A 14,832-nucleotide genomic window follows, 5' to 3' on the forward strand; every position below is an offset into this window, starting at 1 on the left:
TTGCTGACTTGATGCTAGTTGGCAATAGCTAAATCATAAATTAATAGAGATTTTAGAGGAGCATATTATGCAGACTAATACTTATCCAATAGGTGAGCCAGGACAAAAATGGGGCGACCAGCAAAAGTGTCTTTGGTTAGCGAATCAAACTAAAAAGCGTTCGTATCAAGAGGATGTGGTGAGCCAATTAGATGGCTTGGCTTCACAGTTTGATATTGAACAGCATGGTACTTTGCATTACGAAGTGGGGGAATTCCCACTTTACGCATTAGGAAGCCTAGGTTGGGATAATAGTAAGCCCAACGTATTAATTACAGGTGGTGTCCATGGCTATGAAACCAGTGGTGTTTTAGGGGCCCTTAGATTTGCCGAGACTGAAGCTAAACACTACCAAGACAAATTCAATTTAATGATAGTGCCATGTGTTAGCCCTTGGGGTTACGAAACCATTAATCGATGGAACCCAGACGCTATTGATCCCAATCGCTCCTTTTACAGCAATAGTCCTGCACAAGAGTCAGCCGCGTTAATGAAGCTAGTGGCAGGTCTAGATTTTATTATGCATATAGACTTACATGAAACTACAGATACGGATAATTCAGAGTTTCGCCCAGCATTGTCGGCACGAGATGCAGTTGAGCACAAAGAGTGGGCAATACCAGATGGATTTTACACTGTGGGTGACAGTGCTAACCCTTGTGCTGATTTTCAGCGAGCTGTGATTCAGGCAGTTGAGAAGGTCACCCATATTGCGCCAGCTGATGAAAATGGTCGAATTATCGGTGAGAAAATTCAGCAACAAGGCGTTATTAACTATGACCTGAAACCCTTAGGTTTGTGTGCAAGCGTAACGAATGCAAAGTATGTTACGACTACAGAGGTTTACCCTGATAGCCCAAAAGTAGACGGCGAAAACTGTATATTAGCGCAAGTAGCTGCTGTAAAAGGTGCCTTGGACTTTGTTTTGCCTCAGTTAGATTAAACTATTTCTAATGGTAGAGCGTACTTAAAGCATCCACAGATAAACGAGATACATAAAACATGAAGAGCAGAATGTTAGTGATATTGTGTTGCCTTACCGCCTTGGTTGGCTGCGCTAACTATGATTATCCTAGTAAGGTTAATATTGGAGACGCCTTTCCGTCAGCCTCTGGGCAGTCTTTAGAAGGTGAAAGCGTTAACATACCGGGTGATTTTGAAGGTGAGCCAACTCTGTTATTGCTAGGTTACAAACAAGACTCTCAGTTTGATATCGATCGCTGGTTGATTGGCCTAGATATGACAAATACGCGGGTAGCGGTTTATGAAATTCCTACTATTCAAGGTATGTTTCCTAGGATGTTTAGCACTGTGATAAACGATGGAATGCGCAAAGGGATCCCTAAAGCGCTATGGAAGGGAGTGATTACCGTTTATGAAGACGGAGAAAAATTACAGCGTTTTACAGGTAACCAAAACCCAAACAACGCTAGGGTTGTGTTGTTAGATGGGCAAGGTAAGATTATTTATTTTTATGACGCTGGCTTTGCTGTTTCGGCGTTAAATGCTTTAGGTAGCAAAATTACTAAGTGAGTTGTAGTGTGATTGCCTGACGTGTGTCTTGACTCTAAGGGCTATCGCATCACACTGTTTTATTTTTCTTTAATCTTAAATTATATGCAAACAGAAATTCTATATAGCTTTCCCTCTGCCACCATTGCCAATCGCTTTTTAAACGAGCTGAAACATTGGTCTGTGGCTGATGTAAAAGCAAAGTTGTTTAATAACTCTGAGTCAGTAAAAGTGAGTTACGAGTTTGACGGCAAAGGGTTTGATTACACTTGTTCTGAGCTTGACGATCTAGCCAGAAAATACGACGGTGAAGAGGTGTAGTGACTACCTTGAAATCCATTATTTTATTGTTGTTCGCTATGCGCTGCTGCTTTGTTGAAATATAGGTTTACATTTTAGTGGTGAACCTGATGCTTGATGTTATGGTCAAATCATGGCTAACACTATTTTTAAGGGACGTAAACTATGCAACTAAAATCTCAAATCCAAAACACCATCAAGCAAAACTCGGTTTTTATATTGGTGATGCTACTAATGTTTGCGTCTCGCAGTAGCTTGGCTGATTGGTATCATGTGCCTACAGGCTCAATGTTGCCAACCATAGTTGAAGGTGACCGAATTCTTGTTAATAAGATGGCTTATCGATTAGAAGTTCCTTTTACCGATATTACTGTGATGGAGATTGCTAAACCAAAGCGAGGCGATATTGTAGTTTTTAATTCTGTAAAGGCTGATAACCGTTTAGTAAAGCGCTTGATTGCTGAGCCCGGCGATACCGTGGCCATGGAAAGCAATAAGCTTATTATTAATGGTACGCCAGTGCACTACGAACAAAGAGAACAAACTTTTTTACAAACTGAGTATCTAGAGAATACTGCTCATTTTGTGCAATTTACCCCAGTTGCAAATCCTCGAGATAGTTTTGAGTCAGTAACAGTACCCGAAGGTCAATATTTGGTTTTGGGTGATAACCGTAATAATAGTGCAGATTCTAGGTATTATGGTTTTGTACCTGCTATTGAGATTCAAGGTAAGGCTACAAAAGTGTTGTTGTCTTTAAACCCAGATAACTACTATTTACCTCGCAAAGAACGCCTGCTGACTCCGTTAATTTAAGCAGCCAGTATTTGGCAAATATGTTGGTTTAAACGATCGGTTGCCCCTTGGTTTTCAGAAATAACTAAGGTGGCATTTTTACACATGTTTTGCCTCATACGCTTTTCAGCTAATAGCTGTAATACTGCATTGGTTAGCTGAACTGGGTTTTCAACCATTAATACTGCATTACTTGTCTGCAGTGATTGATATATTTGTTTAAAGTTGAATACATGCTTACCACTAATTACAGGTACATCTAGGGCACTCGGCTCTAAGGGGTTATGGCCGCCATGTTGTACAAGTGAACCGCCCACAAACGCTATGTCTGCTAATGCCCAAAATAGTAAAAGCTCGCCCATGGTATCCCCTAAAATCACCTGTGTATTTGCATCTGGGAGACTGCCATCACTGCGTTTGATGTAATTTAACCCTGATAAATGTACTAGCTCGGCCACCTGTTCAAAACGCTCTTGATGCCTGGGCACTAATACTAAAAGCAAGTGAGGCTGGGTTTGTAAAGCTTGTTTGTAACTACTGAGTATTAACTCTTCTTCACCTTCATGGGTACTGCCCGCTACCCAAATAGGTCGCTGATAGCTACTTGGCGCTAACCATTGTTGTTTTAGCTGCTGGCTTTGTTGTTTGAGGTGTTTATCTATACTTATATCAAACTTGATACTTCCAGTAATGGCTAGTTTATTTGGCGTAAGACCTAACTTTAAAAAGCGGTTTGCATCTTGTTGAGCGTGGGCCGCGATTAAAGATATATCGGCCATCATCTTACGGCTAAGAGTAGGTGCTTTTTGATAGCCCAGTGCGGATTTTTCAGATAATCGCGCATTAGCTAATAAGGTTTTTATAATAAATTTTTGGGCAAAATGTAATAAGTTAGGCCACAGCTCTGTTTCAAAGATTACCAATAATCTAGGTTGGGTTTGTTGATAAAAGCGTTTGATTGCTCCTGGAGTATCAAAGGGTAAATAAATATGAAATACAGAGTCTCCAAACATTCTTCTTACTTGATCTGAGCCTGTTGGGGTAGTGGTGGTAATAGTGATTGGGAAGTAGGGGAATTGTTGTTGTAGCTGTTTAATTAGTGGTGCTGCGGCATTTGCCTCTCCCACTGAAACACAGTGGAAACATATACCATGGCGATTAGCTTCTGATGTTTTAAAGTAGCCAAGGCGTTCACGCCAACGAAGCCGATAGTCGGGGGCTTGTTTACCTTTAATCCATAGCCGCAATAAAAGTAACGGTAACAATATGCGAATCAGGGAGTTATAAAGATATTTTCTCATTTTAGTTCACCTCCTTTTAACGCCAGTGCTCTGCTACCCAAGGAGTGGGAAGCACTTTTCTATACCACTTACCGCTTTTTCCATATATAGCGTCTGGTGGGTTAGGGTTACCATGAAACACTACAATTTTGCAGTTTTTGGGTTTTTTGGGGACTTTGAACCATGCCATTACCCCCTTATGAATACAATTGTATTTGAAGCTTTTACACCAAGTGTTGGGCCAATAACTTAGCTCGCCAATTTGGGAAACATATTGAGATAAGTACTCTTGTTCGTTGCGAACTTTTTGGCGAATAGTGCTATGGTTTTTACGAAAATTTTCTAGAATATTAGCGTGTTTACCCACAGTAAATCGATATACAGATGAGTTGCCTGTCACATCAGTTTTTACCCAGTCCTTGATGATCGGAAATTCTGCTTCATGTTCAAAAAAACAGTCAATGTCGTCGATAATCACCACATCTAAGTCTAAAAATAAAGCTTGGCCTTCTAAATCATACAAGGGACTACTAAAGGTCACTAATTTATTCCAACCTCTCTCTGGGCCGTCTGGTATATCTAATTCAGGTATGGGGAAGGTTTCTATTTCAGGTAATAGATTTTTATTGTCGTCGGTTAGACAAATAAATCGAAAAGGCCGCGTTAAGTGACGGTTAACCATACGGTATAGGGTGTTCACATAATTTGCTTGATACTTAGTTCCCCACTTCATGCATATAACATTTACGGTTTGCTCGGATCCCTTCACTGCTACTTTCCAAAAAAATTATCACTTTTTAAAAAGTAGAAGATAATAATGACAAATTTATGACCAATATCTATGCTACAAACTTGTGTTTCAAACCCACTCTTTTTTAAGAAAAAGGAATTGCCGTAACTATCTCAATAAATCTAAAGAAATCAGATGCATGTGTGCATTTTTACTCTTTACAACTATCGGCTAACCGATTTCATTTAACTTATATTTCATGAAAACTTCATATTTTAGGTTAGCTTAGGTGAGCTAAAATCTTGGAGTCTTGCAATTACAATTGTCAAAAATATTTATGCCTTTTTTTAAAGTCCGAGGTGAAAGTCGTATAATTATTACTAATTTTAAAGTGATGTTTACCTCTTTTAAGGCCACTGGAAATTTACAAAAACTAAAGCGTTATCGAGCTTATTTCTATCTTAAGTTAACTAGTCCAGACATATATTTCACAGTAAGAGATCCTTACGCTAAGGCTGTTTCATTTTACAAAGATAAGTTTCAAAAAATACCAAACCAAGTTGATAGCTCTCAATACTTTAAATGGGAAAAGCCCCAAAGGGTGTTCTTCCCTCTTTTAGGGCTAGATAGCCGCACTAGTAGTACAGCTGAAATCAAACAAGGTTTACTTGATACTTCGTTTGATGAATATGTTGATATGTTGGCTAAGGTATATCACTTGGATGAGCATATTAATCCACAATCGTGGATTTTGAATCACCCAAATTATGTTGCATTTAAGTCCTTAGGTGTGTCTTTAGCAGAGGTTCAAATTTTACACATTGAAAACCTGAAGCACATGCAGCGCCTCTCTTCAGTTACAAATTTTGATGTTAATCAAAAAGCGAATAGCACCAGTGTTGTTAAGCAGAAATATCAAATAAATGCTAAACAACGGGTTATTTTGAATCAGATTTATGCTGAAGATTTTACTAATTTTGGCTACGAAACCATTAATTAGCATCGCTTGTGTTGTTTATTCTTTCCATAGGTTTTTTACCCAAGAAGTAGGTAAAATATAATGCCTAAGATGGGCGCTTAGTGAACGGTTTCTAACACCTTTTAACCCTAATTTTATATGCTCTAAAGGCGTGCTGATGCTCTCTTTTGAATGGTAACGTCCTTCAATTGCATCGATTGGGTTTAAGTCTCCTGGAAATATAACGATTTTGCTATTGGAAGGAAGTTTAGCTTCTTTGAAGTAATTTATAGGAAAACTGCGCCGGCATTGTTGCCGAAAATGGAGTACCCAAGGTTTAGGCCAAAACTTGACTCCGCCAGGGGCATTTCGGGTAACGTACCTTTGTTCATATTTGTAAGTCTCAGCTATGTCTAGTGGATTTAATGCAAACTTTTGAAGTAAGGGTTTCAGTTTCCCAACGGGAAAACGATACACAGAGGTTTGCCCTAATTTCTCCAATGGATTGCTGGGGTTTCTAGCGAGGATTACATCTTCAGGTTCGCCATAGGTAAAAAAGTCATCTAGGTTTCCAGATATGACTACATCTAAATCTAGAAATAGAACAGGACCGCTTAACCCTCCAAGGTTTTCTGACCAGAGTCTGCATTTGGGCCAAATTCCTTTTTTAGTAACGGGTAATGCAAAGTTTAATGTTGGTAAATCAAGGGCATTTATTTCTGGGTTTAAACCTTGGCTATTATCTGTAAAGCAAGTGAAGCTGAAGGGGGGGCTAGTATTACGGGCAACCATGGCATACAGGCGATTAATATATTCAGCGCCGTATTTTGTTCCCCAGTTTATACAAATGAATTGTTTGTTTATCCTGTTCAAAGTAGTAAGCCATAGCCGTAATCCTAGGCTTTAGGTTATCGAGTTATGGTTAATTATTTATGACAAAACCTTGGGAGTGGCAATTGACTAAGTTAAGGAAGAAGGCAAAACTGCCTTCTCTGATTACTTAAATTAATTGCTACACATCTATGGTCAATGCGTACCCCGAATACTTTCGCATATTGATCACTCTATCGCCATCTAGTAGCAAATATTGGCCTTTAATGCCTAATAAGGTGCCTTCAAAGCTAAGTTCTTTATCTAGGTTAATAGACTTCACCTTTTCTGGGTATTGTTGCACTGGATAATGGATATCTATGGCTGGCGCATCAACTATATCAATTGCTTGAAAGCCGTACTCTTCAATAATTTCGTCAAGCTCGCCTTCAACTTCTGTCAGCAATGACTCTTTAAGTGCTTCAAGGTCAACTTGGTCTGGTTGGCTTTTTAGCATAGTACGCCAATTGGTTTTATCGGCAATATGCTCTTTAAATGCCATTTCAACCAAACCACTGGTTAATCTATTTTGCACCCGCATAATGGCAATGGCTTGAGTCGCCCCTTGGTCTATCCAGCGGCTAGACACGCCATCAGTAACGTGGCGTGTGATCCCCACTTTTACCGTACCTGTGTTGGCTAAATATACAAAATGATCAGATAAACAGTTTGCTTCGCCCCATTTAGGATCGCGACAGGTTCCGGCATCGTAATGACACAACTCTGGTTTTATAATGCAGGTATCACACTGTGCTAATGTCATTAAACAGCGATAACAATGGCCTTGGTTGAAGCTTTTTTTGGTTTTTGTTCCACAGTTTACGCAGTGAATCTCTCCTGCGTAGCTGACTTTTATGGAATGGCCAATAAGGGCATTCATGTTTAGGTTTTCGTCATCTATTGGCAAAGCGTATTGGGCTAAATTGCCTGAGTCTGTGGTTACCCGCATTTTGCGAATATTACCCTGTAATTGGGTCATGAATTTTTCCAATGATAATCGGTCATAAATATCCCGTAAATTTACCATGTGACGACTAACTTGGCGAAAAATATCAAACAGTATGATTATTTATATTGGTTATTCCTTGTTTTCTGTGCAAGATGTCCCAAGCTATATATTGAAGACAATAAAAATGTAATCAAAGCAAAGAGGAAAATCTATGAAAATAAATGTTTCAGGTCATCATTGCGATATCACAGAAGCGGTTAAAGAAAGCATCAATCAAAAACTTTCAAAAGTAGGCAGCCATTTTCCCACCCTGATCGCGTTAGATATCATTGTGACTAAAGAGCACGGCGAGTATAGCGCTGAGATTTCTACTAAGTATGAAGGCTCAAGTATAGCTGTAAAAGGTAAGGGAGACGTTATGTACCCTGCTATATCGCAAGCTAGTAAGAAATTAGATGCCGCCCTTAAACATCGAAAGGGTCAATTGAAAAGCGATCTACACGCTAAGCCCAGTTGTACTACACCAGAAATCGCTCACGAAATTATTCAAGAGATGGATTTAACCTAAATAACGCTTTTAATATCTGCGCTGAAGAGTCACTTCAGCGCTATCAATTCTATGCACATTCGTTGCACATTTTTTGCGGGTTTGTTGCACACTATCTTAATAAAAATACTGTAAAGTACTCCTGAACTTAACCAAGATACAGGTGTTAATATGCATTCATTTAAATCTACATTTTCTAAATTATTTATCGCTTCAGTGGCACTTGCTTTTACTTTTAGCGCTGTTGCTCAAGAGCGTGGCAGCAGAGATATGCAACGAGGTGAGCGTCCAAGCTTTTCTTCTCTTGATTTGGATGGAGATGGTGTCGTGACATTTGCAGAGTTTGAACAAAGTGATGTACCAAACAATGAGCACGCTACTATTTTTGGGCATATTGATGCCGATGGCGATGGTCAAATTACTGAAGAAGAATTTACTAGTCATAAGCCCCCAAGAAGAAACTAAACCTTAGCGAATCCCTTTCTCTGCTCAATTAAGCCATCAAAATAGATGGCTTTTTTTTATTTTTAGTTTTTTTAATATTAGGATAGCCCCACCTAATATTTTTATTGAACACTAAATGACAACCAGCGCATTACTTCTAGAAAAACTGCAACTTCAATTAGCTGATAATGGGTTAATTAAAACAGAAACAGTACAAGCTTTGTGGAGTGGTTATGGTGAGATTGCTCGGTATTTCAGTCCTAAAGCTGGCAACTCATTTATTGTGAAAAGCATTTGCCCACCTACACAGCTAGCGCACCCTAGAGGTTGGAATACAACTGCTAGTCACGACCGTAAGTTAATGTCTTACCAGGTAGAGTCTTGTTTTTATCAGCGTTATCAAGCTCAGTGCAATCAATCTTGTAGAGTGCCTAATTTAGTCACAACCCTGGATGTTGAAGAAAATCAGGTAATGGTTTTAGAAGATTTAGATGCAGCTAAGTTTTCGGTTAGAAAATCTCAAGTGGGCCTTAAAGATGTAGCTAAAGGCGTAAAATGGTTAGCCCACTTTCACGCCCGCTTTATGCAAACTAACGCAGAGGGCTTGTGGCCAGTTGGTAGTTATTGGCACTTAGCTACCCGCAATGATGAGTTTGATAAAATGCAAGTGGGAGAGCTAAAAGATAAAGCGCAGAAAATTGATAGTGTGTTAAACCAATCAAGCTTTCAGACATTAGTCCATGGAGACGCTAAATTAGCGAATTTTTGCTTTCCTGATGATGAATCTGTTGAAAACTTAGCTGCTGTTGATTTTCAATATGTGGGACGTGGAGTAGGAGTCAAAGACTTAGCTTACTTTTTAGGAGGGTGTTTAAACTCCGCTGCCATATTTGACTATGAAAGTGAAATCTTAACATTGTATTTTACTGAGCTAAAAAAAGCCTGTGTTCGTTATCATATTGCTGTTGATGGCAATGAAGTAGAAGCTCAGTGGCGTAACTTGTACTCATTAGCTTGGGCTGATTTTCATCGGTTTTTACTGGGGTGGGCAGCAGAGCACTTAAAAATTAATGCCTATATGCAACATCAGACTAAAACAGCGCTTTTAATGATTAATTGATAATTTACTTTTAATTTTGAACAACTGATTTGAAGGCGGACTGCAGCTTTAAAAGTTTTTCTGGGGCGATGTTTTTACCTGCTGCTAAGTATCCTGTAGTGCTCAATTCCGGCAAATCTTTAACTAAATAAACATAATCTTTAGGCTTGTTGAAACGCTTTAACATATCATCAATGAATTGTCGGCTATCTATAATTAGATCAATGTTTTTATTGAGTAATAAGTTCCATGAACAATCAATATCAGCACAAATCATAAAGTTTTTACCTTCTTCAAGGCCTTGGCTTAGCATCCAATCATGGGCGTAGTCGTTGCGTTGTACCGCTATAATGTATTTAGATATTTGTTCTATGGTGGAGAGATCCATTGGTTTATTACTGCTTAAAGCTACAAAACCGAATTTATACTCAACTACTGGTATTAGCCAATGAAACAAATCGACTCTTTCAGTTGTTTTAGCTATTGAGTAAATTAAGGTGTCGGGCTCTTTAACTGCTTTATTATACGCTCTTGCCCAAGGGTAAATGTCGTAGTCTGCGGTTAACCCTGTCTTTGCAATAAACGCTTTAACTGTGTCGGTAGCTGGCCCAGCTACATTATTGTTTTCCCATAACTGATGGGGAGGAGAAAGCTCAGTAACGATATTTAAATCAACAGCAACTGCAGCTGTCGCTTTATAAAAGAATGTTAAGCATAATGCGAGTAAAGTAATCTTGCTTAGCATGAGCTGAACTAAAACCTCTGGGTCAATAATATTTAAACGTATACTTGGCATTCTACTCATAAACCCTACACAATTACATTTTGAGTTTGAAAAATTACCTCATTATTTTTAAAAAAGAGAATCATATTTTGCAAAAGGTAAAAACCTCTACCCTAATGAGCTGGTTGTTTGGCCAACTTAAACCCTACCGCTCAAAAGTCGCTATTGCCATAGTCGCCCTTATTATCGCTGCTGCCTGTTGGTTACTGCTAGGACAAGGAGTAAAAGCTGTGGTGGATGATGGGTTTATAGCGAATAGCGCAGATAACATCACCCGATATATGTTGGTGGTATTGGGCATTGCTTTAGTTGGAAGTGTGGCTGCGTATTTTCGTTTTTATTGGATGATATGGTTAGGAGAAAGAGTAAGTGCTGATATTAGAAAAGAGGTATATAGCCATTTATTGACTTTAGCACCAGATTTTTTTGCTACCACTCGAACAGGCGAGGTTATATCGCGGTTTACTGCGGATACCACATTGTTGCAATCAGTAGTTGGGATGGGGTTATCTATGGGGTTACGTAGCACTATTACCTTTATTGGTGCTTTGTGTTTAATGCTGTTTTCTAGCCCAATGCTGACCTTATATGTCCTGTTATCAGTACCTTTAGTGTTACTGCCCATTCGTGTATTAGGGGCAAAAGTACGTTTATATTCCAAGACTAGTCAAGACAGAGTGGCGGATGTGGGCGCTTATGTTGATGAAACACTACACGAAATTCATACCGTACAGGCTTACTCACACGAGGCAATTGATACTGGCTTGTTTCAAGACCGTGTGGAAAATGTGATGCAAGCCGCCCACTCTAGAATTAAATATAGAGCCTTATTGGTGGCGTGCATCATGGCTATTAGTGTTTCTGCCATTGTGGTTGTGGCTTGGATTGGAGCACAAAGCGTTTTGGATGGAGCGTTAACTGCCGGTGAGCTTACCGCCTTTATGTTTTATGCTGTGATGGCTGGGGGCGCGGTAGCCACTATCAGCGAAGTGATTGGTGAAATTCAAAAAGCGGCTGGGGCAAGTGAGCGTTTAATGGAGCTTTTACATACCCAAACATCAATTGCTTCACCAGCTCAAGCCAAAGCTCTAACCAACAAAGCTAGCGGCGATATTAAATTGAATAATGTAGGGTTTTCATATCCTCAAAGCCCTGAAAATACCGTGCTTACTAATATCAATTTACACATCAAATCTGGTGAGCGTATTGCTTTAGTTGGCCCAAGTGGGGCTGGTAAGTCTACTATGTTCCAATTGTTAATGCGTTTTTACGATGTTAACTCTGGAGGTATTACATTAGACGGAAAAGATATTGCGAAGCTAGATGTGTCTAGCCTTCGCCAACAGTATGCTTTGGTGCCTCAGGAGTCTGTAATTTTTGCCACTAGTGTGGCAGATAACATAAGTTATGGTAGACCAAATGCGTCGCAAGCAGAGATAAAAGAAGCAGCAAAAGCAGCTAGAGCTCATAACTTTATAGAAGCGTTACCAAATGGTTATCAAACTAACCTTGGGGAGCGGGGTGTTAGGTTATCTGGTGGCCAAAAACAAAGAGTCGCAATTGCAAGAGCGATTTTAGCTGACCGACCTATATTGCTATTAGATGAAGCCACTAGTTCTTTAGATGCTGGCAACGAACAACAGGTTAAAATAGCCCTTGATGTATTAATGGAAAATAGAACTTCTTTGGTTATTGCCCATCGATTAGCAACTGTAATCAATTCAGATCGAATTATTGTGATGGATAAGGGTCAAATAGTAGCAATAGGTACCCATATAGACTTAATGGAAAGTAATGATTTATACCGAGAGTTTGCACAGTTACAGTTAATGAGTTGATACTAAGCTTTGTATTATATGAGGAGTACTGAAATCTATATGAGAACTTGGCAATGAAAATAGCTCAAGTGGGTGAGTCAATCCTTAAAACACCTGCTCGCAGTGTGGCTAAGGACGAATTTGCTACTGATAACTTTAATCATTTTTGCGACGCATTATTAGCTGCTATGTTAAGTGCTGAAGGGATTGGTATAGCTGCTCCCCAAGTGTTTGACCCAAGAGCTATTATGATTATTGCTTCGCGGTCTAACCCTAGGTATCCGGATGCTCCAGATATGCAGCCTATGTTTTTAATTAACCCACAAATTCTAGCTTGTAGTGAACAGCTAGTATGGGAGTGGGAAGGGTGTTTATCTGTTCCTGGATTGAGGGGACGCATTGAACGCCCCAATTGGGTTGAGGTTAATTATGATGACAGGCAAGGTAAAACACAGCATATTAAGTTTGAAGGTTTTATTGCTCGTATTTTTTTGCACGAATTTGATCATTTAATTGGTAAAACTTGGCTTGATCACATCAGCAGTACCGATAATATTATGGCTAACGATCTATGGATTGAAACATTCACTTAAGAAGTTTTGATATCAAATTTCATTCAGTTGGTTAGCATTAGGTTTACTATTTTTTAGGAATTTTTAGATTGGTTTCTTTTTCATCATATAAAATTATTTTGTCTGCGGTTAGTTTAAGTTTGGTGAGTTTGTTTAGCTCAGCTCAAGAGGTCACGCCAGAGCAAGAAACATTCCCTCAATGTATCGATAGGCTGCAGCAGCGAGCCTTAGCTGCTGGCGTATCAGAAGTGACAACTAATAATGTATTAGCAAAGATTGAGTTAATGCCAAAGCTGTTAGAATACGATCGTAATCAGCCTGAGTTTGTTCAAACATTCACAGGATATTTTTCTAAACGAGTAACTAATTGGCGTATAGACAAGGGGCGTGAAAAGTTCGCTGAGCATAGAGCGTTTCTAGCTAAGTTAACTCAAGAGTACGGCGTTCCCGCCCATTATTTATTGGCGTTTTGGGGGCTAGAAACAAATTTTGGCAATTACAAAGGTAACACTCCTACATTACGGGCATTAACTACTTTGGCTTGTGATCAAAGGCGTAGTCGCTATTTTTCAAGTGAATTGGTTCAAGCTTTAATCTTGCTTGAAAGAGAAAACCTGCAGCCTGAGCAGATGATAGGCTCTTGGGCTGGGGCCATGGGGCATACCCAATTTATGCCTACCGCTTATCTTAAATATGCTAGAGATGGTGACGGAGACGGCAAAATTGACTTATGGAATAGTGAACAAGATGCTTTGGCATCAGCTGCAAATTTTTTAAAAAATTTAGGCTGGCAAGCTGGGTATAGATGGGGTAGGGAAGTGCACTTACCAGAATCTTTTGATTATCAATTAGCGGGTAAAACTCATCCTAAATCACTTTCTTTTTGGAATGAGCAACAGGTTACCCAAGTATCGGGGCAAGCCCTAGGCGATAGTGATATCAAGTCTGCTTTATTGATACCCGCAGGATATACGGGCTCAGCATTTTTGGTTTATTCAAATTTCGATGTAATTCTACGTTGGAACAACTCTGAGTATTACGGAATAGCTGTGGGGCATTTGGCTGATCGTATCGCAGGAAAAGGTGACTTATCTAAGCCTCTACCTGATTTACCTAAATACACAATTTTAGAAATGCAGGCTTTCCAAGAGAAATTAAACCAACTGGGTTTTGAGGTGGGAGAAGCCGACGGTATTTTAGGACCTGCAACACGTAAAGGTGTTCGAGATTTCCAAATGTCTGTAGGACTGATTGCCGATGGTTACCCCTCTAAAAATACTGTTGAGGCCGCTATGAATAAGTCGACAACGGTTAATCAGGTAGATGTAACGTCTTAATTATAGACTTGTTAATCTGTAGCCAGAATAGTATGAATTAAAAGATGGATAACAGTGATAGTCTGTTGTCCATTTTAAACTTTAAGCTAGTCAACTTTCTATCGGTTTGAAATTTGATCGCCATCATAAAATAACTTCCCAAATATTTACAAAATAAGTAATAATATTTGAATCTGGGTTTTCATTTATTAAAGGATTTCTTATGTATAAAACTATTATTTGTGCGATCGAAGCTACTTCTGAAGGTAAGCAGGTTCTAGCGAAAGCGGTTGAAATGGCTACATTTTATGAAAGTAAATTGTTTGTGATGCATGTTTTACCATACAAGGTGTTACCTAAAGATTATCAAAAGGAATTAAAAGATAAAATTTATCCGAAAATCGAAGAGCTATGTGCTGGTTTCAATATCCCAAAAAAGCAGCGTTTAGTTAAGGTAGGTAAGCCTTATGAGCTTATATGTAATGAAGCCATTAAAAAGAAAGCAGATTTAATAATGTTAGGTACTCACTCTAAAAAAGGTATTCAAGCATTAATTGGCTCCACTGCAAATGGTGTGGCAAATTACGCTCATTGTGATGTTACCTTAGTGAGAATCGCTAAAAAAACTAAATAACAAAAACGATATTACTCCTAACTCTTTAGGGTTAGGAGTTTGGTTCGAGCTACATTTATCCCCGCCATCAGAAATCTCAAAACTAATTAAATCGCGATTTTTAAATTTTACTTATTATCGATAGTTTTTATTGACTTAATGTTTAGTGGCAGTCAGTATCTTTAGTTAGTGTTTACGAGGTCTATT

17 protein-coding genes are annotated in these 14,832 nt (G+C 39.0%); 12 read left to right on the top strand and 5 right to left on the bottom strand.

The genetic code is table 11. The annotated features are described in order from the left end of the window. Positions 1 to 67: 67 nt before the first annotated feature. From EOK74_RS11510 to lepB, 4 genes are all read left to right on the top strand, one after another. Positions 68 to 982: a M14 family metallopeptidase gene (locus EOK74_RS11510; RefSeq protein ID WP_133470156.1), complete on the top strand. Its 915-nt coding sequence runs from the start codon at positions 68 to 70 to the stop codon at positions 980 to 982. Between the two features lie 71 nt (positions 983 to 1,053). After that, positions 1,054 to 1,572 (top strand): hypothetical protein, encoded by a 519-nt coding sequence (locus tag EOK74_RS11515; protein ID WP_133470157.1) that lies wholly within the window; start codon positions 1,054 to 1,056, stop codon positions 1,570 to 1,572. An 84-nt stretch (positions 1,573 to 1,656) separates the two neighbouring features. Next, on the top strand, positions 1,657 to 1,872 hold the full coding sequence (locus EOK74_RS11520) for a hypothetical protein (protein ID WP_133470158.1): 216 nt from the start codon (positions 1,657 to 1,659) through the stop codon (positions 1,870 to 1,872). 144 nt (positions 1,873 to 2,016) lie between these two features. Beyond that, positions 2,017 to 2,667, top strand: a complete 651-nt coding sequence (lepB, locus tag EOK74_RS11525) for a signal peptidase I (RefSeq protein ID WP_133470159.1) — start codon at positions 2,017 to 2,019, stop codon at positions 2,665 to 2,667. Here lepB and waaA read toward each other — a convergent pair. Continuing rightward, complete coding sequence (gene waaA, locus EOK74_RS11530; protein ID WP_133470160.1) at positions 2,664 to 3,947, bottom strand: lipid IV(A) 3-deoxy-D-manno-octulosonic acid transferase; 1,284 nt, start codon at positions 3,945 to 3,947, stop codon at positions 2,664 to 2,666. The genes lepB and waaA overlap by 4 nt on opposite strands. A 16-nt stretch (positions 3,948 to 3,963) precedes the next feature. Next, a complete protein-coding gene (locus EOK74_RS11535; protein ID WP_239024097.1) occupies positions 3,964 to 4,695 on the bottom strand; it encodes a glycosyltransferase in 732 nt (243 codons plus the stop codon). 283 nt (positions 4,696 to 4,978) lie between these two features. On the opposite strand from EOK74_RS11535, the gene EOK74_RS11540 reads away from it, so the two are divergent. Then, a complete protein-coding gene (locus EOK74_RS11540; protein ID WP_133470161.1) occupies positions 4,979 to 5,656 on the top strand; it encodes a sulfotransferase family 2 domain-containing protein in 678 nt (225 codons plus the stop codon). A 15-nt stretch (positions 5,657 to 5,671) separates the two neighbouring features. Here the strand turns inward: EOK74_RS11540 and EOK74_RS11545 are convergent, their stop codons facing one another. Both EOK74_RS11545 and EOK74_RS11550 read right to left on the bottom strand, forming a co-directional pair. Continuing rightward, a complete protein-coding gene (locus EOK74_RS11545) occupies positions 5,672 to 6,487 on the bottom strand; it encodes a glycosyl transferase (protein WP_166638758.1) in 816 nt (271 codons plus the stop codon). 139 nt (positions 6,488 to 6,626) lie between these two features. Continuing rightward, positions 6,627 to 7,463, bottom strand: coding sequence for a DUF2797 domain-containing protein (locus EOK74_RS11550; RefSeq protein WP_133470162.1), 837 nt, complete (start codon positions 7,461 to 7,463; stop codon positions 6,627 to 6,629). 181 nt (positions 7,464 to 7,644) lie between these two features. On the opposite strand from EOK74_RS11550, the gene hpf reads away from it, so the two are divergent. From hpf to EOK74_RS11565, 3 genes are all read left to right on the top strand, one after another. Then, entirely contained in the window at positions 7,645 to 8,001 is a 357-nt protein-coding gene (gene hpf, locus EOK74_RS11555) for a ribosome hibernation-promoting factor, HPF/YfiA family (RefSeq protein WP_133470163.1), read from the top strand. A 150-nt stretch (positions 8,002 to 8,151) separates the two neighbouring features. Further along, on the top strand, positions 8,152 to 8,445 hold the full coding sequence (locus EOK74_RS11560; protein ID WP_133470164.1) for an EF-hand domain-containing protein: 294 nt from the start codon (positions 8,152 to 8,154) through the stop codon (positions 8,443 to 8,445). Positions 8,446 to 8,560: 115 nt separating this feature from the next. Beyond that, entirely contained in the window at positions 8,561 to 9,544 is a 984-nt protein-coding gene (locus EOK74_RS11565) for an oxidoreductase family protein (protein WP_133470165.1), read from the top strand. Positions 9,545 to 9,554: 10 nt separating this feature from the next. On the opposite strand, the gene EOK74_RS11570 is transcribed toward EOK74_RS11565, so the two are convergent. Continuing rightward, positions 9,555 to 10,328, bottom strand: a complete 774-nt coding sequence (locus tag EOK74_RS11570) for a type 2 periplasmic-binding domain-containing protein (protein WP_133470166.1) — start codon at positions 10,326 to 10,328, stop codon at positions 9,555 to 9,557. Positions 10,329 to 10,396: 68 nt separating this feature from the next. Here EOK74_RS11570 and EOK74_RS11575 point away from each other — a divergent pair, with 68 nt between their 5' ends. From EOK74_RS11575 to EOK74_RS11590, 4 genes are all read left to right on the top strand, one after another. Next, entirely contained in the window at positions 10,397 to 12,145 is a 1,749-nt protein-coding gene (locus EOK74_RS11575) for an ABC transporter transmembrane domain-containing protein (RefSeq protein ID WP_133470167.1), read from the top strand. 53 nt (positions 12,146 to 12,198) lie between these two features. Next, positions 12,199 to 12,717 carry a peptide deformylase gene (gene def / locus EOK74_RS11580; protein ID WP_133470168.1) on the top strand — a complete coding sequence of 173 codons (519 nt, stop codon included), beginning with the start codon at positions 12,199 to 12,201 and terminating at the stop codon, positions 12,715 to 12,717. Positions 12,718 to 12,785: 68 nt separating this feature from the next. Next, positions 12,786 to 14,033, top strand: a complete 1,248-nt coding sequence (locus tag EOK74_RS11585) for a lytic murein transglycosylase (RefSeq protein WP_133470169.1) — start codon at positions 12,786 to 12,788, stop codon at positions 14,031 to 14,033. A gap of 202 nt (positions 14,034 to 14,235) precedes the next feature. Next, positions 14,236 to 14,646, top strand: a complete 411-nt coding sequence (locus EOK74_RS11590; RefSeq protein WP_133470170.1) for a universal stress protein — start codon at positions 14,236 to 14,238, stop codon at positions 14,644 to 14,646. Positions 14,647 to 14,832 lie beyond the last annotated feature (186 nt).

Origin of the sequence: Paraglaciecola marina, assembly GCF_004360155.1 — a bacterium.
GTDB classification, from domain to species: domain Bacteria; phylum Pseudomonadota; class Gammaproteobacteria; order Enterobacterales; family Alteromonadaceae; genus Paraglaciecola; species Paraglaciecola marina.